The organism is Phycisphaeraceae bacterium (assembly GCA_019636555.1).
Taxonomy (GTDB): Bacteria; Planctomycetota; Phycisphaerae; order Phycisphaerales; family UBA1924; genus JAFEBO01.
This window is the reverse complement of the sequence record JAHBXH010000001.1, coordinates 1,577,492-1,601,844: the sequence shown is the minus strand read 5'-3', so window position 1 is coordinate 1,601,844 and position 24,353 is coordinate 1,577,492. Positions and strand designations below refer to the sequence as shown.

Annotated in this window: 23 protein-coding genes; 7 read left to right on the top strand and 16 right to left on the bottom strand. The window is 63.1% G+C overall.

Annotation, left to right across the window (positions count from 1 at the left end):
* Positions 1 to 25: 25 nt before the first annotated feature.
* Positions 26 to 898 carry a hypothetical protein gene (locus KF691_06665; GenBank protein ID MBX3389123.1) on the bottom strand — a complete coding sequence of 291 codons (873 nt, stop codon included), beginning with the start codon at positions 896 to 898 and terminating at the stop codon, positions 26 to 28.
* Positions 895 to 1,392: a hypothetical protein gene (locus tag KF691_06660; GenBank protein ID MBX3389122.1), complete on the bottom strand. Its 498-nt coding sequence runs from the start codon at positions 1,390 to 1,392 to the stop codon at positions 895 to 897. Before KF691_06660 ends, KF691_06665 begins: the two co-directional genes overlap by 4 nt.
* A 108-nt stretch (positions 1,393 to 1,500) precedes the next feature.
* On the opposite strand from KF691_06660, the gene KF691_06655 reads away from it, so the two are divergent.
* The 3 genes from KF691_06655 to KF691_06645 all read left to right on the top strand — a co-directional run bounded on the left by KF691_06655 (position 1,501) and on the right by KF691_06645 (position 4,189).
* Positions 1,501 to 1,857, top strand: a complete 357-nt coding sequence (locus tag KF691_06655) for a tetratricopeptide repeat protein (GenBank protein MBX3389121.1) — start codon at positions 1,501 to 1,503, stop codon at positions 1,855 to 1,857.
* 233 nt (positions 1,858 to 2,090) lie between these two features.
* Positions 2,091 to 3,224: an IS5 family transposase gene (locus KF691_06650; protein MBX3389120.1), complete on the top strand. Its 1,134-nt coding sequence runs from the start codon at positions 2,091 to 2,093 to the stop codon at positions 3,222 to 3,224.
* A gap of 641 nt (positions 3,225 to 3,865) precedes the next feature.
* Positions 3,866 to 4,189: a hypothetical protein gene (locus tag KF691_06645; protein MBX3389119.1), complete on the top strand. Its 324-nt coding sequence runs from the start codon at positions 3,866 to 3,868 to the stop codon at positions 4,187 to 4,189.
* A gap of 1 nt (position 4,190) precedes the next feature.
* Here the strand turns inward: KF691_06645 and KF691_06640 are convergent, their stop codons facing one another.
* Complete coding sequence (locus KF691_06640) at positions 4,191 to 6,089, bottom strand: AI-2E family transporter (protein ID MBX3389118.1); 1,899 nt, start codon at positions 6,087 to 6,089, stop codon at positions 4,191 to 4,193.
* 597 nt (positions 6,090 to 6,686) lie between these two features.
* Here KF691_06640 and KF691_06635 point away from each other — a divergent pair.
* From KF691_06635 to KF691_06620, 4 genes are read left to right on the top strand one after another with little or no spacing between them, the layout of a single operon-like run.
* Positions 6,687 to 6,959 (top strand): WXG100 family type VII secretion target, encoded by a 273-nt coding sequence (locus KF691_06635; protein ID MBX3389117.1) that lies wholly within the window; start codon positions 6,687 to 6,689, stop codon positions 6,957 to 6,959.
* A gap of 46 nt (positions 6,960 to 7,005) precedes the next feature.
* Entirely contained in the window at positions 7,006 to 8,043 is a 1,038-nt protein-coding gene (locus KF691_06630) for a hypothetical protein (GenBank protein MBX3389116.1), read from the top strand.
* 60 nt (positions 8,044 to 8,103) lie between these two features.
* On the top strand, positions 8,104 to 8,331 hold the full coding sequence (locus KF691_06625) for a hypothetical protein (protein ID MBX3389115.1): 228 nt from the start codon (positions 8,104 to 8,106) through the stop codon (positions 8,329 to 8,331).
* A gap of 49 nt (positions 8,332 to 8,380) precedes the next feature.
* The gene (locus tag KF691_06620; GenBank protein MBX3389114.1) at positions 8,381 to 12,292 is read left to right on the top strand and encodes an AAA family ATPase; all 3,912 of its coding nucleotides are present in this window, start codon (positions 8,381 to 8,383) and stop codon (positions 12,290 to 12,292) included.
* Here the strand turns inward: KF691_06620 and KF691_06615 are convergent.
* The 13 genes from KF691_06615 to KF691_06555 all read right to left on the bottom strand — a co-directional run bounded on the left by KF691_06615 (position 12,280) and on the right by KF691_06555 (position 24,336).
* On the bottom strand, positions 12,280 to 13,521 hold the full coding sequence (locus KF691_06615) for a glutamate-5-semialdehyde dehydrogenase (protein MBX3389113.1): 1,242 nt from the start codon (positions 13,519 to 13,521) through the stop codon (positions 12,280 to 12,282). The two genes, KF691_06620 and KF691_06615, sit on opposite strands and share 13 nt — an antisense overlap.
* Positions 13,518 to 14,645 carry a glutamate 5-kinase gene (gene proB / locus KF691_06610; protein MBX3389112.1) on the bottom strand — a complete coding sequence of 376 codons (1,128 nt, stop codon included), beginning with the start codon at positions 14,643 to 14,645 and terminating at the stop codon, positions 13,518 to 13,520. The genes KF691_06615 and proB overlap by 4 nt, the downstream gene beginning before the upstream one ends.
* Positions 14,646 to 14,685: 40 nt before the next feature.
* Positions 14,686 to 16,395 carry a DUF2304 domain-containing protein gene (locus tag KF691_06605; protein ID MBX3389111.1) on the bottom strand — a complete coding sequence of 570 codons (1,710 nt, stop codon included), beginning with the start codon at positions 16,393 to 16,395 and terminating at the stop codon, positions 14,686 to 14,688.
* A gap of 48 nt (positions 16,396 to 16,443) precedes the next feature.
* Positions 16,444 to 16,956, bottom strand: coding sequence for a hypothetical protein (locus KF691_06600; GenBank protein ID MBX3389110.1), 513 nt, complete (start codon positions 16,954 to 16,956; stop codon positions 16,444 to 16,446).
* A gap of 39 nt (positions 16,957 to 16,995) precedes the next feature.
* Positions 16,996 to 17,724, bottom strand: coding sequence for a hypothetical protein (locus KF691_06595; GenBank protein MBX3389109.1), 729 nt, complete (start codon positions 17,722 to 17,724; stop codon positions 16,996 to 16,998).
* Between the two features lie 736 nt (positions 17,725 to 18,460).
* Positions 18,461 to 19,156, bottom strand: a complete 696-nt coding sequence (locus tag KF691_06590) for an SOS response-associated peptidase (protein MBX3389108.1) — start codon at positions 19,154 to 19,156, stop codon at positions 18,461 to 18,463.
* A gap of 122 nt (positions 19,157 to 19,278) precedes the next feature.
* Positions 19,279 to 20,322, bottom strand: coding sequence for a LacI family DNA-binding transcriptional regulator (locus KF691_06585; GenBank protein MBX3389107.1), 1,044 nt, complete (start codon positions 20,320 to 20,322; stop codon positions 19,279 to 19,281).
* Between the two features lie 222 nt (positions 20,323 to 20,544).
* On the bottom strand, positions 20,545 to 21,036 hold the full coding sequence (locus KF691_06580; protein MBX3389106.1) for a DinB family protein: 492 nt from the start codon (positions 21,034 to 21,036) through the stop codon (positions 20,545 to 20,547).
* Positions 21,037 to 21,127: 91 nt separating this feature from the next.
* A complete protein-coding gene (locus KF691_06575; protein ID MBX3389105.1) occupies positions 21,128 to 21,463 on the bottom strand; it encodes a DUF5615 family PIN-like protein in 336 nt (111 codons plus the stop codon).
* Entirely contained in the window at positions 21,460 to 21,684 is a 225-nt protein-coding gene (locus tag KF691_06570) for a DUF433 domain-containing protein (GenBank protein MBX3389104.1), read from the bottom strand. The genes KF691_06575 and KF691_06570 overlap by 4 nt, the downstream gene beginning before the upstream one ends.
* Positions 21,685 to 21,845: 161 nt before the next feature.
* Positions 21,846 to 22,373: a hypothetical protein gene (locus KF691_06565; protein MBX3389103.1), complete on the bottom strand. Its 528-nt coding sequence runs from the start codon at positions 22,371 to 22,373 to the stop codon at positions 21,846 to 21,848.
* A gap of 2 nt (positions 22,374 to 22,375) precedes the next feature.
* Entirely contained in the window at positions 22,376 to 23,917 is a 1,542-nt protein-coding gene (locus KF691_06560; GenBank protein ID MBX3389102.1) for a 2-oxo acid dehydrogenase subunit E2, read from the bottom strand.
* A gap of 41 nt (positions 23,918 to 23,958) precedes the next feature.
* Positions 23,959 to 24,336: a four helix bundle protein gene (locus tag KF691_06555; GenBank protein MBX3389101.1), complete on the bottom strand. Its 378-nt coding sequence runs from the start codon at positions 24,334 to 24,336 to the stop codon at positions 23,959 to 23,961.
* Positions 24,337 to 24,353 lie beyond the last annotated feature (17 nt).

Sequence of the window (24,353 nt, the reverse complement as noted above, 5' to 3'; positions counted from 1 at the left end):
AGTCTGCTCAGCTTTTCCGGACCCCTCAGCCCTTGAACCGAAGCGGAACAACCAACGCATCCTCTCCCACCTTGTCGAACATGTGCAGCGCGATCTCGCGGCACACCACCGGCCCCTGCGGTGCATATCGCTTGTGATCATCCGCGAAGATGTACGACGCTGTCCAGCATTCCCATGTCATACACACCGGAGGAAGTTTATCGACAGCGCGATCCATGTCTTCATACCAAAGGTCCTTGAACTCCTTCGCGAACCACCAGTCGCCGCGATCGCAGACCTGGCAGGGGTCGTCGCGCCGCTCGATCCCTTGGCCGCTCAAGCGCGGCATGGTGTAGTCGCTGATGAGTTCATACCAGGGAAGTTGCTCGCCGCCCTTCCGCGCCTCCACGGGGCGTATGCACTTCTCGAAGCCCTTAATCTCGCGAAGAGGCGCGATAAAGCTCTCGTGGTAGAGCATTCCCTGGTAGGTCCGCACCCAGGGTTGTTTCTTCGGCAACTCCTTCGGCTTGACCTTGAGAAGGCCGATCTGCCGCGCACCGGCTCCGCAAGCGCGGCAGGCGTGCGACATGTCGTACTTGGTGCCGAAGTCGGCGCCGGCCTCGATCGATTTTCTGGTCGCCCACGCAAGTCCACCGAGAAAGGAATATGGAGCCGCGGCAATGTCTTTCCGGTCAAAGCGAGTGTCTGGAAATTCCCAGAGATCGATGTTGGAATTCTCTCTCGCAAGTCTCCTCACTGTGGAAAGCCGTGGATCGTCATCGGCGAGTGCAAACCAAGTCCTGGCGACAGTGACATCAAGATCATCAGATTTCACAATACCGGCATGCTGTATGAATGTGTGCCGAACAGAATCGTTGGTATCAACAGTTCCAACACCGATCTTCCAGTACTTCTTCATTTGATTCCAGTCAAGAACGGAATGACTTGAGGGCAAATCCTGCTGTAGACCTCTCGAAGCGTGTTGAGCACCTGCTCTTTCGATGCGCCGTCAGGAAGCCCTTTTAGAATTTTATCAACTTGCGGTCCGATTCTGGCATGCTGCCGACGCGACAAGACCACGGCGGGAATATCGTCGTGCTTGATAAGGAAACCAAACTGCCTTGCCCCCCACTTTGGAAGTATGTGGTGCGCCTGAAGAGCGCGACCGGCTCCCTCCGTAGCTGTCTGCGCTACAGAAAATTTGCTGAAGACTCCTCCTCGAAGCGCGGCCATAGCCCTGGCTTGCTTGGCTGATTTGCGAATTACGTCTATCGACGACTTGGTGCGCGAAATCCGGCTGTACCCCATCGGGCCGTCGTAGCCGCCCTCGTCGTCGAAGCCGATGTCCTCAAGATCGAGTTCGCTGTCCGCCGGTTCAACCCACGGCTCGTCATCTTTCGCCGTCCAGTCCAAAGCCCAGTCACCCGGACCAGCCGCCCCACACCGTCGTACGTGAAGTGTTTGACAAGCTCCCCGATGTCCGACCCCGGGCACGCCGGCGGGTAGCTCGCCCCTTCCAGCGTGAAGTACCGGAAGCTCCCGATCGCATCCGGCGCGTACGGGAACCGGTACCACTCCACCGTCCCCCTCTTGTTCACCTGGGCTCGGCGGCTTCTTCCGGGCCATCCTGATCCACGAGTGAACCTAGCTATGACACTCGAATCTGCTGGGCGCAACGACGACGCGATGGCAACCTATCGCACGGCTCTTGAAATCTACCCGGACTATGTCGCGGCGGCACAGGGTCTCGCGCGATTGCAGATCAAGCAGGGGAAGACCGACGAACGCACGCCCGCGCTCTTGAAAGTGATCGCCATGCAGGGTGAGACACGCGAATGGCGAGAGTGGGCGAAGGGTGAATTGACGCGGGTTCGGTGATGCGCAACGTTTTCGCTGAAGTTATCTATAATAGCCGTTTTCACATTGTCTCGGCAACCTCCGCGGAAGACATTTCGCAGCGTCAACCCTTTCGCCGGCATGGGTAGGAGACATCCTCGACAAACATAGGCACCAGGCAGGCGTTCTGCCATGCTCGCACCTTTCTAGCAGGCTGTTGAAGAATCCCGCAAAGCCCGCGCAACCGGAAGTTTCCGGCGTGCGAAGATGAGGGCATGAAGGGCACACCCGGTCGGCAGGCGGCGATCTACCACACGTTCAACGTCGAAGATTTGATCGAGACTGGCCATCCGCTGCGGCCGATCAAGCGGATGGTGGACGCGGCGCTCGCGGAGATGACCCGCACGTTTGCCGCGGCGTACAGCAGCCTCGGGCGGCCGGGCATCCCGCCCGAGACGCTGCTCAAGGCGCTCCTGCTGCAGTGTCTCTACACCATCCGGTCCGAACGCGAGCTGTGCAGGCGTCTGAAGACCGACCTCCTCTTCCGCTGGTTCCTGGATTTGCAGCCATCGGACGAAGTGTTCGACCACTCGGTCTTCACGCACAACCGCGACCGGCTGGCCGAGCACGGCATCACGAGGAAGTTCTTCGAGCATGTGGTGAAGCAGGCGATCGATGCGGGATTGACCAGCGACGAGCACTTCACGGTGGACGGCTCGCTCATCCAGAGCCACGCCTCGCTCAAGAGCCTGAAGAGGATCGAACGCGAGGCGTCGGACAAAGACGACGATGGACCATCGGGACGCAACCCATCGGGGGACTTCAAGGGCGAGCGGCGGACCAACGCGACGCACGCCAGCACGACCGACCCGGAGGCGAAGCTCTACAAGAAGGGGAATGGGGTGGGAGCGTTCCTCTGTCACTCGGGCCATGCGCTCACCGAGAACCGGCACGGGCTGGTGATGAGCGTGCGGGTGGATGAAGCCAACGGCACGGCCGAGCGTGCCGGCGCGCTGGCGATGCTCGATCATGTCGAGTGCCGGCACGGGGTGCGTCCATCCACGCTGGGTGCGGACAAGGGGTACGACGCGGGGGCGTTCCTGCTGGCGCTCGAGGAGCGCTGGATCCGGCCGCACGTGGCGATCAAGGAGGGGAAGATCGACTGGGCGAGCACGCGTGCGGACGAGGGAACCTGGGCGAGATGGTTCGTCCGCGGCGAACGACGGAGCGCCGCGTTCAAGAAGAGCCAGCGACGAAGAAAACTGGTGGAGGAGTTCTTCGGATGGGTCAAGACGGTGGCGGGGATGAGACGGGCCAGGCACGTGGGACGCGAGAAGATCGGGCAGTGCTTCGAGCTCGCCGCCGCGGCGTACAACCTGGTGCGGATGCGGAAGCTGCTGGCGGCGTGAGCAGCACGAACAATCCGAACAGCACCGGCCATACCGTCCGGGGCATGCTTCAGATCGCCGACAGACAGCCCTTGTTCAACAGCCTGCTAGCGGTCAGCACATACACTTACGACGCTGCACGGTCACGCTGCCGCACGCAACACCTCCTTCAACAGCTCTTGCACAGTCTTACTTTTTCCAAGCTCTGCTAAGCGTGTGTGGAGATCTGTTCGCTTGCCCTCAAGCTGCAGGTCTGTCACTGTTTCCCCGAGGCCTCCGCGGCGAGGATTGTTCGAGCCGTGGAGAGTAACCTCCACTTGAAATAGCCCCTGCGTCAGCAGGGGTTTTTTCTTGCCGCCTTTTCGGCGGTCGGATTCACACCCCCTGCCCGGGACAAACCATGTTCAAAGCACTCGATTTTCTGAAATCGACTCTCGTCGGGGGCATGCTCGTCGTGCTGCCGCGTGGCTCGCCATCCTGCTCCTGCTCAAAGCGCTCGTTCACCTCGAGATCCTCGTCAAACCCGTGAGCGCGGGCCTCCCCGAATCGATCCGGTACCCGATGGTCATGGGCGCGCTGCTGATCCTGCTGATCTGCTTTGCCGTCGGAATCCTGACTCGACGGCCGTCGGGCGCCATGCCCGCCGCGCGTTCGAATCCACCGTGCTCGAGCGTCTCCCGGGCTATTCCACGCTTCGCAGCGTGGCCGAGCAACTAGGCCAGATCGAGAACAGCCGCGGATTCCAGCCCGCCCTCGTCGAGATCGAGGACGCGCTCGCCCCCTGCTTCATCATCGAAGAGCACGCCGACGGCAGGCGAACCGTCTTTGTGCCTTCCTCACCCACGCCCGCGGCGGGAACGGTCTACATCATCGCCGGCTCGCGCGTGCACCCGCTCGATATTCCGGTGACCAAAGCGCTCAAGTGCATCACCAAGTGGGGCGCCGGCTCGGGCGAATTGCTCGCGGCGATGAAAACCCCCGCGTAGTTCAGCCCGCGTTTGATTCTCCGCTCTTGGCCATTTGATCAAATGGCCGAGTATTTCGGCTGTCCCCCGTCCGTTGATTCGCGGCAAAGCCGTTGGCGTGCGGGTCCGGCTCGCCCAAAGGATTTGCCACCATCGCAGCCACCTTGTCGCTTGCCTGGCGCATCGTGGTCGCGACGGACTCATCGGCCGCTCGACCCAGCCGTGCCCGAACGCTCTCCATGTCGATGGCGTCGTCCCACAGACCCACGACCACGCGATGCTTCGGCGCCCGCTGACGCAGTTGCTGCCAGATGACCTTGGTGTGCAGAAGCGCGCCCGGCGGGAGCGCACAGATGCACAGCACGGCCGGGGGCAACTCCTCGATGTCTTTGAGCAGGGCGCGAACCGAACCTCGAAGCAAAAGAGATTCCGCCGCCACGCCCCGCTCGTTCAGAAGAATCGCGAGCATCCGCGCGGAAAGCTCGTCCGCCAGGTCGTGCACCGGAACGCAGAACACCGGCGTGGCTTCCGAGCGAAGTTCGGAGGCAGCGTCTTCCGCGCTCAATGACTCCGCCCCGAGATCGTCAACGATCGCGCCGAGCACGTCGCGCACCGCCTGCACCTGGCGTTCGTCGAGTTCTCCGCGGTGCCGATCGATTTCCGCGAGTCGAAGAGCCGGGATCACCAGTTCATCGCATACCTCGGCCGGCTCTTTACCCTTCGCGAACTCTTCCACGATTCTCGAGGCCTCATCCTGATCTCCCGCCAGCAATCGCTGGTAGAACCGGGTCTCGGGCTGCAGGACCGGATCGTCTCCAAGGAGTATGTTGAGAAAAGACAGCCGCGGCACGTGCCGTCCGAGTACCGACAGGCAGACCGCAATCGGCGTTGAAAGAATCAGCCCGATCGGACCCCAGAGCCACGCCCAGAACACGGCCGAAACAAGGACCGCGAGCGGTGAAAGCCCCGTACCCGAGCCGACAACCAATGGCTCGATGAAACTCCCCCCGATCACTTCGGCCGTGATGACAAGACCGGCGACCATGAGCGGCTCTCGCCACCCCTCCGACACCGCGAATGAGATGGCGATCGGGAACGCCGACCCGATCCACGTTCCGACGTACGGCACGAATCGAAGAACCGCGACCGTGAACCCCCACAACGGTGCGTTCTGCATTCCCAGCAGGAAGAGGCCCACGCCCACAACCAGCCCGACTCCCGCGTTCACGAGCGACTGCGTGAGCAGGTAACGACTGAGCCGGTGCGCGACATCATCGATTGCCGGCGTTGTCAGATGGATTTCCCGCTCACCGATCAGCCTGATCAGCCGGTTGCGAAGGTCTTCGCGCCTCTGGAGCATGAAGACCGCGAAGACGATAACCATCGCCGCGGTCGCCAGCCGCGCCAGGACCGGGCCGAGGTAATCGCGGGCATACGTCACCGGCGGTGTCGGATCCTCCACCACTCGGACTTCCAATGGAGTCTGCTCGAGCGGCACGCGCAGCTTTTCGACCGCGGCCTGATCCTCCGCCGGCTTGGTGATCTCTTTTCCGAGTTCTTCAATCGCGGTCCCCGCCTTTGCCAGCGGGCTGTGCTTGGACGGGCGCACGGCGGTGAGCTTGCGCGCGATGTTATCTCTGTAGTCATGCAGATTGCCCGCGACCTCGACCGCCTGCTGCTCGATCAGCCATCCGAGCGCGCCGATGGAGATCGTCGCGACACCGACCGTCAAGGCCACCGCGAGCATCCTCGGGAGGTGAATTCGCTCCAGGGCTCGGACGATCGGGGCGAGCACGAAGGCGACGAAGACCGCGAGGGCGATCGGCACGAGCACCTTACGCCCGAGATAGAGCGCCAAAACAACCGCGACGCAGCCGACGATGAGCGGGACTCGATTCCGGCTTTGATTCGATCGTGCCATGCTTCTCGGTGCGCGATCCCCCTCCCCCCCGGGAAGAGCGGCGGAGCGTCCGTTGCCCCGCCGCTCACGACACCTTGACTGTCGGTGAGCCGAATGATCCATCCGTGAGCCGTCGCTGAATCGGCGCTCACGGCAGACGAACCCGCGGACGCTGCCGCGCGGGATCACCGACCAGAGAATCTCCCTCTTGCGCCAAAAAACCAACGCGTTCACCGGTAACGATCGAGCTCGGTCCGGGCCGGCGCTGGAACGATTCGCCCCACCAAATAAATCGCGTCCCGGCCCGCACCACATCGGGCGTCCTCTCGGGGCAGCTTCGGCTCGCACAGGCGGCGTTCGAGCCCGTCGAGGCGAAAGCAAGACCCGGATTCGCGCCGGTATCGGGCCTTGAGCGCACGGCCCGGATTCAGGACCGACCCCGATGCGCGTCGAGAGGCCCCGATCCTCTTGCAGGGGCTCGGGCGTGCACGACGCAAAACTTTCGATTTTTGGAGTTCAACCGGCAATCCGCCGGGGATCGCTCCGTAGAGACCCACGTGCGGATTGCTATGTTGATGGCGGAATATCCGCCGCATCTTCAATCGTCCGGAGCGCATCATGTCTAAAGCAGTTGTCGATCCCGCCGAACTCCGACGCTTTGCTCTCGATCTGAAAAGGTTCAACACCAATCTTGTCCAGCAGATGCAGGCGCTGCAGGGGCGCCTGAGCACGCTCGGACAGACCTGGCGCGACCAGGAACAGGTCAAGTTCGTCGAGCAGTTTGAAGCGACCATGAAGACGCTCAATCGGTTCACCGATCTTTCCGAGCAGCACGTCCCGTTCCTCCTGCGCAAAGCCGAGAAGATCGAGGAATACTTGAATCAACGGTAACTTCCCGGCTGCTTTCTCCGGCGCTCTCTCCTTCTGGCCCTTTCTCATGTCCGAGTCCGCAAGAATCTCGTCCGTCACGGCGCTCCGCGATCTGAAGGTCGCGCTCTCACAATTCATCGAGCAGATCAACATCGCGTTCGCCTCGGTCGATGCCGAGATCGGGCGCATGGGGCAGTGGCTTCAGCAGGAGCGCCCCGCGTACTACAAGCACGCCGTCCGGCGCGCCGAAGACGCCGTCACCCGCGCCAAGAGCGACATCAGCCGCAAGCAGTACATGCGCGCCCCCGAGCCCGTGAGCGTCGTCGAAGAACGCAAGGTCCTCGAGAAACTCAAGAGACGGCTCGAGGAATTGCAGCGCAAGCAGGAAGCCGTCAGAAAATGGGCGCCTCGCTGGGAGCGTGAAGCGATGATGTACAAATCCACCTGCCGCCCGCTGACCGAATACGTGCAAGCCACCCTTCCTCGCGCGATCGAGCGGCTCGAGAAAATGGCGGTCGCCATCGAGGACTATCTGCGATTGCAGGCCTCTTCGCCGGATCTCGCGCCCGTCGATGCGTCCGCGTTCGGTGAATCCTGGACCGATCAGCCCGAAACCGTCGTCCTGCGCTCCACGGTCGAGAAGTACGCTCACCTTCGGGCCATGATCATTTCGCTTGAGGCCGCCTCGGAACTCAAGCCCGCGCCGCTCGAAACTCCGTGGCAGGCCGGAACCGTCAGCCCATCCGACGCCGAATCGATTGCGAAGCTGTCCGGCGCCGATGCGCCCCCCGGCGACGACGACCTGATCTTCATCGCCTGGCGCGCGGTTGCGTGCGAAGCGGTGTTCCTGGCCCGCCGGGCCGAATCGGCGCCGCCCCGCGCCGACGGTTGCACCGACAGCGGCTGGTTTGTCGCCCCGCTCGACAGACCCGAACAGCCCGGCGGGTACGCATGCACCACGATCGCCGCTTTTGCAAAGCTCGTTCCGAACATCCGCGCCGTTCTCGGTCTTCGACCCGGAAGCCTGGCGGTTCTCGCCAGCGGCACCGTCCGGAGCATTCTCGATGAGGGCGATCGGGAATTGTGGCATTCCGAAGCTTCCTAGTGCGTTCATTCCTTCGTCCGTGCCGCCCCGACCTCAATCGCCCGCCGCCCATCAAGCCTCATGAGCACCAAAGTCGCCCAAGCCAACATCACCGACGCGGTCAAGGAACTCCGGTTTCGCTGGGAGCGCGCCCGCTCCGAGTGGGACGACAGTGCCAGCCGCCGCTTTGAAAAAGAAGTGCTCGCACCGCTCGAACCGATGGTTGTTGCCGCGATCAAGGCGCTCGAGCACGTGAGCGAGCTGGTGATCCAGGTTCGCCGGGAGTGCGAGGACACGGGCAAGGATTGAGTGGGGTAGCGACCAAGAGCCGCGTCGAAACGAATAAACTGAAAGCCGCATGACCGAACCGAATCGCCTCCAGCCCGAACGAATCCTGCTGCGTTCGCTCGTGCCGCTCGTTGCGCACCGCGCCGAGGTCGAGCAGCAGATCGCTTCCGGCCTGCGTCAGACCGTTGGAGAGGCCGAAGCCGAGGCCAGGCGGATTCATGCCAAGGCAGTGGAAGACGCGGACCGCGAATTGGCGGAGATCGATCGGACCCACGCCGCGGGCATGGACCAGCTCCGCGCGCGGCTCGATCAGCTCGTCGCGGACACCAGCGATCTGCGCGAGAAAGAGCTTTCGAAGTTTTCCATCGGCCTCACCGAACTCGAGCACAAGGCCGAGCAGCAGGCAGAAGAAGCGCTGTGGCTCTCGGAGACCGTCGGCGAATCGACGCTCCGCAAGGCGAGACTCCAGCACGAAACGACGACCAAGTCTCTGAAGTCGCGGCGCGAGGACCTGGAACTGGCCACCGAGCGGGCCAAGCAAATACTCGCGAGGAAGGGCCGCACGCTTCCGGACCCGACTCCGGAGAGCGCGGAATCGCGCCCCGCCCCGTCTTCGACCGCCGACCTTGACGCCTCGGCCGTGGATGTTGCGAACCACGTCTACTGGCTCCAGAGCGCTCTCAGCCCGTTTCTGCTCCGAGGCGAGGGCATTGCGCTCCTGATGCTCGTGATGATGGGTGCGGGCGGAGGCGTCGCAACGCTGAAGGGCTGGCCGCCGGTGGCGCAGGACGTCGCCATCGGTATGGGCTCGGGCTTCCTGCTCGCGATGGCGATTCTGTTCGGCGTGCGCACGTGGGCCCATCGGCAGGTCACTCCCGCGATTCACGCTTTCGTGCGCGCCGTCGAGAACGCGAAGCGCCGCCTCGATTCCGCTCAGATCGAAGCCGACGTCGCCCGGGATCGCGTTGTCGGTGAAGTGCAGGCGATCAAGAGGCGTGAGAACCGCGCCGCGGAAACACGGCTGCTCGAAGCGCGCGAGCTGTACGAGCAGCGGCGCACCGTCAAGGAGCCCAAGCTGCGGACCGAGCTCGACTATCGCGTTCGAAAAGCCGAGGAGCGCCGGACCGGAAAACTCGATCGCGCCGAGCAGGACTATCAGGCCAAGCGAAAGCGTCGCGAAGCAAGCAGGGACGAACAAGTCGCCGCGAGCGCCGCCAGGCGCGACCAGGTGATCGCCGAGGCGAAGGAAGTCGCCGCCAAACGCGAAGCCGATCTCCAATCGCGCTGGCTGGAAGAAGGCAACCGGCTGCTCGCGGAGGCACGCGACATCGGTTCTTCGAGCGCGACCGACCAGCCGGACTGGACGCAACTGCTCGAGCGCCCCGCGCGCGAGAGCAGCAACGACCTCATCCGGATCGGGTGGATCGATGTCAACCTGGCCGAGATGCCCGGAGGCCTGCCGACTTCCGAGGGTCTCAAGCTCACGGGCGAAACCGCTTTGCGCCTGCCGCTGAACCTCGACCTGCAGGGCGTTGGGTCGCTGGTGATGCACACCACACCCGAATCGCGCACCCGAGCGCTGAGCACAATCCAGGCAACGATGCTGCGCCTGCTCAGCCAATTGCCCCCGGGCAAAGTCCGTTTCACGATGTTCGATCCCGTCGGACTCGGACAGAGTTTCGCCGGCTTCATGCAGCTCGCGGACTTTGAGCCGCTGATCGTGGGCGACCGGATCTGGACCGAGCCCCGCCACCTCGAACAGAAACTCACCGACTTGACCGAGCACATGGAGCAGGTGATCCAGAAATACCTGCGCAACCAGTTCGGCAGCATCCAGGAATACAACGTTCAGGCCGGCGAGATCGCCGAGCCGTTCCGCTTTCTCGTCATCGCCGATCTGCCCGCCAATTTCAGCGAGGCCGCGGCAAAGCGCCTCGCCGCGATCGTCGCGAGCGGGCCGCGCTGCGGCGTCTTCACCCTCATCATGGCCGACTCGCGCGCCCGGCCGCCGGCGTGGCTGCCCATGGCGGATATCGAACGCGGCGCGATCACGCTCACCTGGAAGAGCGACCGGTTCGTGGTCAAGGACGATGACTACGCGCGCTGGAACATCCAGCCGGAACAAGCGCCGCCGGACGACGTCTTCAACGTGCTCATCAAGCACCTCGGCTCGCTCGCCAAAGACTCCGGACGCGTGCAGGTTCCGTTCGACACCGTCGCGCCCAAGCCCGCCGAACTCTGGACGCGCAGCTCGGCGAAGGAACTCGATGCGCCGATCGGACGCGCCGGCGCAACCAAAATTCAGAGCCTCGTGCTCGGCAAGGGAACCGCGCAGCACGGCCTCATCGCGGGCCGCACCGGTTCGGGCAAATCGACGCTGCTCCACGCGATCATCACGAGCCTCGCGATGTGGTACAGCCCCGAGGAAATCGAGCTCTATCTCGTGGACTTCAAAAAGGGCGTCGAATTCAAGACCTACGCGACCAATCAACTCCCCCACGCCCGGGTCATCGCCGTCGAGAGCGAGCGCGAATTCGGCATCAGCGTATTGAGGCGGCTCGACGCGGAATTGACTAAGCGCGGCACGATCATGCGCGATCTCGGCGTGCAGGATCTCGCCGGCTATCGCCAGGCAACGAAAGACGATGCCGATCGCGATCCGATGCCGCGCGTCCTGCTCATCGTCGATGAATTCCAGGAATTCTTCGTTGAAGACGACAAGATGGCGCAGGAGGCGATGCTGCTGCTCGATCGACTCGTGCGTCAGGGCCGCGCGTTCGGAATGCACGTGGTGCTCGGGAGCCAGACCATCGGCGGCGCCTACAGCCTGGCGCGAAGCACGATCGGCCAAATGGCCGTGCGCATCGCGCTTCAGTGCAGCGAATCCGATTCCTACCTGATCCTGAGCGAAGACAACCCGGCGGCACGCCTTTTGACGCGTCCCGGCGAAGCGATCTACAACGACGCGAGCGGATTGCTCGAAGGCAACAGCCCCTTCCAGGTTGTCTGGCTGCCCGACGACGCACGCGATGAGAAGCTCCGCCAGGTGCGCGAAAAGGTCTCCACGCTGCGCCGTAAACCGCCGCCCGCGCTGGTCTTTGAAGGCAATCTCCCCTCGAACATGGAGCGCAACGCCCCGCTCCTCGCGCTGCTCTCAGGCGAAGGACGCTCCGCGCGCGTGGCGCCCAAAGTCTGGCTGGGCGATGCGGTTTCGATCAAGGATCCGACTTCCGTGACGTTCCGGCCTCAGAGCGGCGCCAACCTGCTCATCGTCGGCCAGAGCGAGCGAGCCGCATTCGGCCTGCTCGCCGGTGCAACCATCGCGCTGGCGGCACGTCTGCCTCAGCCTCCACGCGAGGGAGCCGCACCCCGCATCACCATCATCGAAGGCCCGAGCCCCGAATGGGACGGCGCAACGCCTCTGCTCGAGACCGCGACGCGTCTTTCGCCGGCCACGCGCCACGCCGCGGCACGCGGAGCCGACGAGGCGATCGCAACCGTTTACGGCGAACTCGAACGCCGCCGCGCCATCGAGCACGCGGAGTTCGAGCCGATATTCCTCGTAGTGCACGGTGTTCATCGCTTCCGGTCGTTGCGCAAAGCCGAAGACGACTACGGGTTTTCCGGTTCCGCCGAGGAAGCCGTCACCAAGCCCGACAAGCAGTTCATGTCGATCCTGCGCGAAGGGCCGACGATCGGGATTCACACCATCGCGTGGTGCGACAACGTGGCGAATCTCGAGCGCGCGATCGACCGTCGCGGCGTGAAAGAGTTCGACCTGCGCGTCCTCTTCCAGATGAGCGGCGCCGACTCGAGTTCGCTGATCGATTCGCCCCACGCGCAGGCGCTCGGCCAGAACCGCGCGCTCCTCTACAGCGAAGAAACGGGTACGTTCGAGAAGTTCAGGCCGTACGCGCCTCCCGACAACCAGGCGCTGACCCGGCTGCTGACGCCCCTCGAACAGGCGCCTCAGCGCGTCTGAAAGTCTCCGTCGATTTCGAACCTCCGGGTCGTGAGTTCTTCAAGCCCCATCGGGCCGTACGCGTGAAGCTTGCTCGTGCTGATGCCGATCTCCGCGCCGAGCCCGAGTTGGAACCCGTCGTTGAATCGCGTCGAGGCGTTCACGACGACGCAAGACGCATCGACGCCTTCGCGGAATGCACGCGCCGACTCGGCGGACGAAGTCAAAATGGCCTCTGTGTGATGCGAGCCGAATCGCGCGATGTGATCGATCGCTCCTTGCACACTCTCTACGACCGCGACCGCGACGATCGTATCGAGAAACTCTTTCCCGAAGTCGTCGGGAGCCGCCGCGACGGCGCCCGGCATCAGCGCGAAAGCTCCGGCATCGGCGCGCACTTCGACGCCGGCATCGACGAATGCCCGCGCGAGTTTCGGAAGGAATTCACCGGCGATCTTCCGGTGCACGAGTACGCACTCCGCCGCGTTGCACGTCGCGGGCGCCGAAGTCTTCGCCGCGACGCACACCTCGATCGCGCGGGACTGATCCGCCGACTCATCCACAAAGATGTGGCAGACTCCCTTGTAATGCTGAATCGTGGGGATGCGTGAGTTTTCCGAGACGAAGCGGATGAGTTCTTCGCCGCCACGCGGAAGAACAAGATCAATGAACCGATCGAGTTGCAGGAGTTCTCGCAATTCCTCGCGCGACGCGGCATCAACGCTCGTGAGCGCTTCTCTCGGAATGCCGCGCCGCTCGAGCACTTCGTGAACGATCGAAGCCAGCGCCGCATTCGATCGCGCCGCCTCACGACCGCCTTTCAGGATGCACGCGTTTCCTGCTTTGAAACACAGCGCAAATGCATCGACCGTGACGCCTGGCCGGGCTTCGTAGATCATGCACACCACACCCAGCGGCACGCGCACGCGCCGCACCCGGAGTCCCGAAGGCCGAGTGCCTGCATCGGTCTCTGCTCCGACCGGATCGGGCAGCGCCGCGACCTGCAGAACTCCAGCCGCGAGCTGTTCGATCGATTTCGCCGTCAACTCGAGGCGCTTGAGCTTTGCGGGCGCAAGGCCCGATGCCGTAGCGGCGCGAACATCCTCGGCGTTCGCGTTCAGGATTTCCGAGCTCCCGGCACGCAGCGCACCCGCGATGTCTTCGAGCACGCGATTCTTCTCGGAAGTGCTCAGCGTCCTGAGCCGCCGCGAAGCAATCTGAGCGCTCCGTGCCGCGGCAACGAGATTCACAGTTCACCGTCCTTCTCGAATAGAACAAGATCGTCGCGATGAATGACCTCGTCGCACTGAGCGTACCCCAGCACGCGAACAATCTCAGAAGCCCTTTTTCCCCTGATCCGTTCGATCTCATCCGATGAATACGCGACCGTGCCGCGCGCGAGTGACGAGCCGGTTGGATCACGCACCTCGACCACATCTCCGCGTGCGAAATTGCCGCGGATTCCCGTGATTCCTGATGGCAAGAGGCTCGCGCCGCGAGAAGCAAGGGCACGCGCCGCGCCGGCATCCACTTCGACAACGCCCTTGGATTTCGCGGCGAGCCCGATCCATCTCCTTCGCCCATCAACCCTTGCGCGCTGGGGGCGGAAGAAGGTTCCGATCTCGGCACCGGCGAGGATCTTGGGTACCGCGTTGGCGAGATTGCCCGGCGCGATGATAGCGGCGATTCCAACGCGCGTGACGATCGCCGCGGCGTCGAGCTTGGTGCTCATGCCGCCGATGCCGACGGAGGACTTGTCGCTGCGCACGTGCTTGCGCGCATCATCCACGCGATCGAAGCACGAGATGATCTTCCGTGTCCCGCCCGAGACGACGCCCGGTGCGCTGCTCAGCATGATGAGCAGATCGGCGCGCAGCATGACGGCGGTCAGTGCGGAGAGACGATCGTTATCACCGAGCTTGATTTCGTCGAACGAAACGCTGTCGTTTTCGTTGATGATCGGTACGACACTGCGCTCGAGAAGCGCTTCCAGCGTGTGGCGCGCGTTCAGAAATCGTGCCCGCTGCTCGAAGTCTTCCGCGGTGAGCAGCACCTGGGCGATGGTCATTCCCGATTTGCCGAGCGTGCTCGCGTACTTCGCCATCAGCCGTTGCTGGCCGACCGCCGCGGCGGCTTGTTTCAGGCGGATCGTGCGGGGAGGCGAAGAGAGCTTGAGCGCGCGAAACCCCGAGGCGACGGCGCCCGACGACACGACGATGACCTGTTTTCCGGTCGACGCGAGCGAGGCGATCTGGGCGCAGAGGCGGCGAACCGAACTCGCGGACAACTCGCCATCGGGCGCGAGCACCGCGCTACCGACCTTGATGACGATTCGTCGCGCATGTTGGAGTTGAGTTCGCGGAGAGGAATTCACGGGGCACAGGCTATGCGTGGAGCGCTGATGGGCGCTTGTGTCACGGAATCACCGCAACTTTCCGAGGAGAATTGGTCGAGTTTGCAGAGGAACGGACTTCGACCGCGAACGCGCGGGCTCGCTCAGCGACCGCGGCGTTGCGATCGGTGCCGACGAAATCGAGGAACAGGCCGATTTCAATCGTCCGCGTCTCCTGATCTCGGGCAATATTCGCCAGGAGCGACATCGCGCCGATGCGAGCGGAGGAATTGGAATACAGCGCGAGCCTCTCGAGATAGGCGATAAGTTCAGACGAAGCGCCGTCCTGTGGGTCCCGGGCGACGCACCAGTAGATCGGCAGCAAATCGGGAGAACCGATCTCGGTTTGTCGCTCGAGTGCCGCGATCAGCAGGTCGGCTCCCTCGCACCGAGTCTGTGAATCTCCGAGAAGAGCGACCGATCCCGAGACTTCAAGAAAAGGTTCCCCGCACGTGGCGAGCACGCGAAACGATTCTTCCTGATCCGGCGCGAGTCGGACATACCGCGTGATCGCGGTCAAAACCCGCGGCTGCTCAAACGGCGCCAGAAAAACGAACGATCGGATCGCGGCTTCTGATGCATCGGGGAATCCCTGAGAAAGCATGGCGAGGGCGGCGGCGGAGAAGGCCCGCCCCGCATCCGATTCCTCCGTCAGCATCCTGTCCGCGAGCAGCGGCACAACCGGCGAAGCCGCGTCGCCCGCCAGAGCAAGAAGACGAAGCGCACTCCACCACTCGCGGCTGCGAACAGTCGCGTGCGAGAGGTAGCCGAGCAAGGCCGGAACTAAGTCCCCGAGTTCGCTCTTGCACTTAGCCGGATCCTTCGCAAACATGAAGCGCCCGACCGAGTCCTCCCCTCCCCGCGCGCGGAAGTAGCACTCTGCGAGATACACGAACGCCTCGTCGGTGGTGCCCGACGCGGACCGGCAGAGCTGGCGTACGGATGATTTCCACGCCGCGAGCGGAATCTCTCCGTCGAATTCGCACCGATTCAGAATTGTGGACGCGCGGGCGATCGACTCGGGCTCGTCGGCGCGTTCGATGGCCGCCCGCGCCTTGGCAATCGCCCAGGACTTCTGCCAATCGGCCGCCTTGCTGTTCGCGAGCCGGCCCGACAGCGTGCTGTCATCGAACGGGCTCGGCGGTCCAATGACCGCATCCGCGGGGAGAGAAAACATCCCCGCGACCAGCACGGTCGTCGGAACGAAGCTCTGCATTCCTCCGTGATCGGCGCGGAGAGTCTGGTACCAGAACTGGCCGGCGAGTTGAAGGGTCACCGCGACCGCAATGAATAAAGGCCAGTTCTTTCGGCGAGCAAGATCGGCGAACGACCTGAAATCCGTGCCGCATTCGGGGCAGACGGCGCCGCCCTCCGCGTGTGGTTCGGCTCCGCTCATGTCGTACCAGCAGCGCGGGCAGTGCAACTGACCCCGCATGGATCTGCCGATCGTCGCGAAGAGCCCGACGACGATCCCGAGCGAGACGATCGCGCCGGCGCTGGAAATCATGAACACGACGACGGCGCCGGACTCGACCCCAAGCCAGCCGCGAACGCGCTCGCGGCAGAAGAACAGGATCGCGGCACAGACACCCAGCCAGAGCGCCGTCGCGAGAAACGATCGGCGCAGACGCACAGTCTCCGTCTTCCATGCCCGGATGAGGAACATGAGCGTCGCGGCCGTGACGATCAGCGGCAACGGAAGGAGGATGGCAAAGAACACCTGATCGATCACGGTTCGCCCTCGGTTCCTGCGAAAGAACTGTACCGGAAGCAAGCGGGATCAGTTCCGGATCCGCCCGGGGAGTGGGCCGAATGTCATCCGGAGGTCAAGAAGCGCCTCGAGCAACCGCCCGATATGCGTCCGGAGAGCCTCGGAATCTCCCGGATTCGCTCCCGCGGCTCGCCCCAGCGACTTGGCCTCTTCGACAAGTTCCGACACCCGGTCGAGTGCGGCGCCGACGGACTTGGGATCTACCCGTCCCTTCGCGGCAGACTTCCCGATCGAATCGAGTTCTTGCGCACGCGCCGCGACGGACGCGGTTCGCGACCTGAGGCCATCGACGGCGCCTTCGAATGCACGCCGGCAGAGCGCGTTCGCACCATCCGCCGCCATTCGATCGAGACTGTCGATCTCCGGCGAATTCGGGGTCGACCGCGCCACAAACTCTTCGAGCCGGCGTGCCGCGGACATGCGTGCATCGTCGTCGGTCGCATCGCGGGCCGCGGCGAGAATCTCCGCGAGTTTGGTTGACCAATCTGAGAATGTCGAGAGCGTGTCGAATTCTGAAGGCATGTTCGATCTCCAAATGAAAGTGACTGGAAGGGACTTCTGCTATCTCTGAATCCCGCGCAACCGGGCGATGAGAGTCGTCAGTTCGGCGATGGCGCTCGTCAGCGCTTCGAGATCGGGCTCGCGGTTCTCGCGCACCGCTTTCGCGAGAGACGCATTCGACTCGGCCCAGGCGATAAGCGCCGAGCGCGTTTCCGCGATCGCGGCAATTGCATCGGCTTCGCGCGTGTCGATCGTTTGGCGCCGAGCTCTATACGGCGCGAGTTCCGCCGCGGTCGCGGCGGCCAACGCATCGGCGCGGACGAGTTCATCTGCTTGCGAAACGGTCAATTCCGCATAGGAAACACGCCGGATTTCGACTCGCCTTTGCTCGATCGATTCCGAAAAGGAAAGCAGCGCGTTGAATTGCGCATTCAGCTCAACGCGGGCGAGCACGGCGGCGGCACGGACGATCCGCTCCAGGTCGGCGGTGTCCGCAACGATCAGTGCCGCGAGGCGATCAATCACAGGCTGCGCCGTTGTCAGCGCATCTTCGAGCGATTTGGATGCCTCGACGAGGGCGATCTGCGCGGCAACGAATGCGAGTGTGTCCGCCGTGGTCGCCAACACCCCCACCCCCACTCCAACCCCCACGCCAACTTCGCCCGACGCGCCAACGCCGACCGCACGGGCGAAGGTTTGGAGGCTGCGCGAGAGTGCCGCGGGCTGTGAGGATTGAGCGCGTGCGAAGATCGTAACGAGTTGCGTGCTGTACCCGACGGCGCCAGTCATCGCGCGGTCTCGCACGGACCAGTGTGCAGCGAAATCATTTGCAAGATCGCGCGTCGATTCGCTCCGGGCGAGTTGGTCGCGTGTTTCATTGCCGACCGCACGCACGGATGTCGCGAGGGCTCGCGTCGAATCGGCAAACGCACCGGGATCCGGGGGCACTGCGCAACCCGCCAGCCGCGCGAAGAGCCACACGCCGATCGCTGCCCGCAAGAAAAAACTCAGCTCATTCTTGTTTCGGATGCGACGAGGAGCGGCGACTGAGAATCGGGAAGACAACGAGCGCAAAGCAAGACGCGACATGGAGAACCCTTTCGAGAAGAGAGATGCAGAAGCGATTGGATCAGGCGGCGAACGCCGCACGCGAGACGGGCGCGAGAAGGCGTCACCCCTCGGCGTATACCCGACAATATACTAACACAAATCGCTGCTGTTTGATAGCGTTTTGTTTGGTTTTCCAAGATTTTTGGCAATATCTCTGTAAGCGAAGCCTCAGAACGGACTTACGTGACGATCTCCACGTGGCACCTGCGTGCCTCGTCGAGGCTTCCGGTACCCCGGACCATGTCTGTCGGCTTCCCGAAAGGACGTGCAGCGGCAGGCGGATATTCGGGGCCTGCGGCCAACAGAGCCTCAGCTGGGCGGCTTCACCCCTCGCGAGGCTCCTGGATGAGTCCGATCTGTCTGTTTCGTTCGGCTGCGCCATCAACCGAAGAGCGAGGGCGGCTCGACCGGCAGCTCATCGCGACGGATGCATTCGGGATCGTCGAAACGCACGGAGTTGACCTTGGTGCCGACGCGATAGGCCTCGAGAAGCGAGGGGTCGCTGGGCGCGAGGAGCGGAGCAAGATCGTCGGGTTTTGAACCCGCATCGAGCCACTGGCTCTGCTGCGGCTTTGTCAGCACGACGGGCATGCGCGTGTGCAACGGACGCATGAGCTCGTTTGGCCGGTTGTAGAATGGAGAATGTGCGGAGCGGCTCGCTCGCGTCCGGCGGCGTCCACTCATCGAAGACGCCGGCGAAGAACAGAATCCCGTCTTCGGGCGCGCGTGGATGTACCAAGGCTGCTTGCGCGTCGAGCCCTCGACGTGCTGCCATTCCATAGAAGCCGCTCGCGGGAACGAGGCAGCGGTGTTTCTTGAACGCTTCGCGAAACGCGGGACTCGACGCGATGGTTTCTGAGCGCGCGTTGATCGTGCGATTGGCGATCGAGGCGTCCTTCGACCAGAACGGGATGAGGCCCCAGCGAAAGAACTCGAGCCGGTGCAGCGGGCCATCGGTGATGATCACGGGCGCCTGCTGCTGCGGCGCGACGTTGTAGCGCTTCTTGAGCGCCTTCTCGATTTCCTGCTGCTCCTGCGGCGTGAGATTGCCGAGGCTCATCAGGCGATGGAGCTCTGCCCAGGTGAAGAGATGGGTGTATCTGCCGCACACGGGGGATTGTTCGACGCCAATCCTCCGCGACGAAAGTGAGAAACTCGGACGCGCTCACCCCATCTCCGACATCGCTCGCCCACCCCCAAGCCCCCTCCCTCCGGGAGGGGGTTTCTGCACAATCAGAAATGCACGGCGGTGCTGCTCTCCCGGATCAGCAGCTTCGTGGGCAACTTGGTGCAATGCACCTCGGCGTGCGGGTGCTCGATGCGGCGGACCAATGTGCGCACGGCGAGCGCACCCATCTCGGCCATCGGGAGCGCGACCGTTGAAAGCCTCGGGCGAACCAGTCGCGAGATCTGCGAATCGTTGAAGCCGATCACGCGGAGCTGATCGGGGACCGAGACTTTCAGGTCTCCCGCGGCGTGCATGATGCCGCAGGCGATCTTGTCGTTCGCCGCGAGCACGGCACCGGAGAGCTTGCCCCGGCGCGACATTCGGATGGCCCATTCCTTGCCCCACTCGAGCGAGTAATCGCCCATCTCGATCTGTTCTGGAGTGACCTGCCAGCCGCGCGCCTCGAGCGCCGCAGTGAATCCTTTGGCTCGCTGCTGCGTGTCGTAGTTCTGGGGCGGACCGCCGACGAAGTAGAGCGATGCGGGCTCGACCCAGCGCAGCAAGTGATCGACGGCCTCGCGCGTTCCCCGCTCGTTGTCGAGGATGACGCTGTCGAGCCCCTGCTTGGACATGTCGGTATCGAGCACGACGGTGGGCACGCCGGACGCGAGCACATCTTCCGCGAGCGGATCGTCCTGTTCGGTGATGACGACGAGGAGCGCATCGATGAGCAAGGACCCGACGATGTGGCTGCGCGCCGTCCCGTCTTCGCTCTTGGCGATCGTGGTCATCATCAGGTGGTAACCGAGCTGCGTCGCTTCTTCATCGGCACCGTGCAGGAGCCACGTCATGAATTCGCCGTGGAAGCGCGGCAGCGCGAGGCCGATGATGTGGCTTTCGCGCGAGGAAAAGACTTTCGCCATCGGATTGGGCACGTAGCCGAGGCGCGTAATCACCTCGCGCACTTTCGCGGCGGTTGCCGCGGCAACGGCGGGCGAGTCGTTGATCACGCGGCTGACGGTGGCGATGGAAACGCCGGCGGTTGCGGCGACGTCACGGATCGAGATGGGGTCTGGGCCCGCGCTCGGAGTTGTTTCGTGGAGAGGCACGGGGGTGATGGTAGATAGGGCGGAGGAAAAGGGCCAAAGAACAAAGGGCCAAATGGCAAATAGCAAATGCCGAATGCCGAATGCCGAATGCCGATTTTCCGAACGTGAAACGACCGTGGAACGTTTCAGTTGGGTTTGCAGGGGTTGGAGCATCGCTCGGAGAGCGATGATGAGCGAGAAGAGTTCCGCGCGGATTCTCGGAGCCGCCTTTCGCAAGGTTCTTCAGCGGCGGATCATTTTCTTGATGAGCTGAGCCTGCCCGGCGTGATAGACATCGTGAGCAGCGATGCCGCTGATGAGTTGGCGCGCAGTCCATGATTTGCCGCCGGGGGGAATCCGATCGAGTTGCGATTCGGCGAGTGTGCTGAGGGCGCGTTTGAGTCGGGCGTGCATCTCGCGCGCGAGCTTGAGATCGGCTTTCCACACGCGCGCGAGTTCACGCGCCGGCAGCGCTCGATCGGGTGTCTTGGGCCAATTGCTCGGCGAGCGCGGGAAAGTGTTGGGCTCGGCGACGCCGAGGCGAACGAGGATCGTGTATTTCCAATAGGTCGTGTGAAGGAGAAGATCCCAGAGACTGTGCGCGCAGTTTTTGGGTTGTTGGAGCGCTTCGGCAGGTGAAACGCCCCGAAGAGAGCCGAGAAACGTGGGCCCGTGCCAGCCCTTGCCGAGAAAGGCGCTGTCGAGGTTCGCGGCGAGTGCCTCGGTGGGTTTCATGCGAGCAGAATACCGGCGACAAGTCGGTCGCACTCCGAGGGGGTGCGTATGGAATCTCAATCCTGTGAAATTGCTCCGGGCCCGCCGGTGGCTACGGAGTGAGAACGAGCACCGAAGTGTCCGGATCGGCACCGAAAGCCATGATCGCGTTTCTGCTGCGCAGAAGGAGAGCTGCGACTTCTCCTGTCGTGCAGTTGCCGAGCAACACAAGAATCACCTTCGGGGGCGCACCCCAAACCAAAGCGAGTTGCCGAAAGTCGGCGTCCTTCGTCACAATCGCGAAACCGGACTCTCGCGCGAATTCCCAAATCTCACTATCCCCGGACCGGTCGAGATCATGCAGCCTGATATGGCTCGATCCCGGCCACACCGGCTCGATCGAGTTCAAGAGGCGCGTTGACAGATTCTGGTCAAGGAGCAGCTTCAAGCGGGAATACCCGAGATCCGACGTTCACGATCCGCGGCGAAAGCCAGGCTGGCGCGGATGTCTTCGATCGTCAGTTCGGGAAAATCCTGAACGATCTGCTCGGGCGTCATTCCGCCTGCGAGATAGTCGAGCACGTCCTGCACTGCGATCCGCATGCCGCGGATGCAGGGCTTTCCGGATCGGATCGCCGGGTTCACTGTAATGATCTTGGAATAGTCCACGCCTAAATGTTAGCGGCGACGACGATGGGTAGCGGGGAAGAACAATTGATGGGGTTGCGATGCAATCGGCTCTCTTCAGTCGCTGCGCCGCCTCACCCTTGGCTCGATTCTCGGCACGGCGTTGCCGTGCCAAAACCCCGAAAAACTGTGGAAAAGTAGACCTATTTCCTCCGCAGCCTTCCCATGAAACCCGACTCAGCCCCGCCCTTGAACGTCACAACGTTGCCAGAAGGCTTTCCAGCGGCTGAACTTGGCCCTGCGATGGACTGGTGCGATTGGAATGCGCTCCACGCCAACTCCTTGTTGTTCAAGTAATCCCGAAGTCCTGAAAGAGACCGCCAAGGAATTCCTTGCTTGCGAAGTGGCTCAGCCAGAGCATCGCTAATCGTTTCACGGACAATTACCATCGTGATGTTGCGATCTGAAATGGCTTTGAGCGTGTGGAGCTTGTCGCTCAAATCGGGCCTGTTCCGGCCGCGATCTTGGCACTCGAGAAGAACGAGAAGCTCCTCGCCCGGGGACCGCAAAGTTAGCTCGAAGTCAGGCTCTCGCGACTGCCCGTCGTGCTGAACGATCTTTGGCTTTCGTCGAAAACCAAACCACTGCGGATTGCGCGACTTGTACTCCTCTAACAGGGCTAGAACATCCAGTTCCAGATCATTCCCTTTTCCGTAATTGCTTTGAACCACATTTACCCCCTCGCCGGCCCCAGCAACTGTTCCGCATCCTGCAGGAGCTTGACGATCTCGGCGAGCGCGAGGGCGGCGGTGGCGCCGTCCACAACGCGATGATCGCACGCGAGGCTGAGCGGCAGGAGTTTGCCGACGCCGATCATGCCGCGGTTGACGACGACGCCGTCCTTCGCGCGGCCGACGGCGAGAATCCCGACTTCTGGGTAGTTGATCACGGGAGTCGCGAAGCGGCCGGCGTGGCTGCCGACGTTGCTGATCGTGAACGTGCTGCCCATCAACTGCTCGCGCGGGATCGAGCGGTTGCGCGCCATCTCGGCGGTCATGGCAATGGCGCGGCTGACTTCAAGCACGCCGAGGCGATCCGCATCGCGGATGACGGGGACCATGAGACCGGTTTCGGTGTCGGTCGCGATGCCGAGATGGACCGAGCGGTGCTGGATGATGAAGGCGTCAGCGGATGGGTTGGCGGCGTCTTCCTCGACGGTGGCGTTCAAGGCGCGGAACTGCGACTGGTTAAGCACGCGCGCAACGGCGGAGGCGACAAATGGGAGGAAAGAGACCTTTTCGCCGCTGGCGGCGGCGAGTTTCTTGCGGAGCGTCTCGAGCGCTGTCACATCGGCCTCGTCCATCACGGTGAAGTGGACGGCCTGATTGATGGATTGGCGGAGGCGATTCGCGATCGTGCGCCGCACGCCCCGGAACGGGATGCGGAGATCGCCTTCCTGCTGAGCGAACGACACGGGCTGACGCGCGGGTGCGCTCGGCTGCGGCGCAAACTTGGACGCGACCTCTTCGCGCCCGAGCGCGGGGCGGGAAGGCGCGGGAGCGCTCGGACGCGAAACCGGCGCCTCGACCGGGCGCGAAGCGCGCGCGGGTGCCGCTTGCGCACCGTGGCCGCTCGAACCCTTCCCCAAACCCCTCCCCTCAGGGGAGGGGCTTCCGGAGGATGCGCTTCGGACATCTTTTTCGGTCACGCGGCCACCGATGCCGGTGCCGCTGATGCTGTCGATATCGACGCCGAGGTCGCGCGCGAGGCGGCGGACCGCGGGCGTCGCCAGAGCTTTGCCCGGCGCTGCAGACATGCCGGCGAGTTCGCCACCCATTTTTCCGACAACCGTGCCCGCATCCTCGGTGCGCTCGGCGATCTCGATGTCGTCATCGTGAGCGCCGTTTCGCTGAGCGGCCCCATGCGAGGACTTTGGCGCTTCGATCCCCCACTCCTTTTTCGCTTCCGCGCCGTGTGCGTCCTGCGTCTTTGCGGACGGCGCTCCACCGCCACCTCCTGCAGACTGATACGTCACGAGGATGTTGCCGACTTTCAGGATCTCGCCCTCTTTGCCGTTGAGCGAAGCGATCACGCCTTCGCGCGGCGAGGGAACTTCGACGAGCGCTTTGTCCGTCTCCATCTCGGCAAGGATGTCGTGCTCGGCAACGTGATCGCCGACTTTGACGCGCCATTTGATCAGTTCGGCCTCGTGCACGCCTTCGCCGAGATCGGGAAGGATGAATTCGTCGGGATTGGCGGATTTTTGGAGGGACATGTACAAAGTTCCAAATGGCCAAAGGGCCAAAGGGCCAAATTTCAGGAAACGCTTGCCGCAGGCGATTTCTTGCGGGCACGCGACAAGATGCTACCGACGATCAACTTTAGTTCTTTGGCTTCCGCGAGCAATGCATCCAATTTCGCGATCGAGATCCACGCTCGCTCGCCCGAAAATTCCAACCAGAACCGGCATTCTCGCAGTTCCTTGTTGACGATTCCCATCGACTTCAGGAAATCGGCACGACTGACGCCTTCATCGGCTTCGAACAAGTTTGCCGAAACCGACGTGCCGCATGCGATCAACTGATCGACCACGCGCCGTGATTTGCGTGCAGTTTCCAGAGCTTCGGCGACGTCAACCACGCGATGGCTGAACTTCTTCGCGCGACTGAGGAACTCTGGACGCAATCGACCCAAGGACTCTCCTTCCGAAA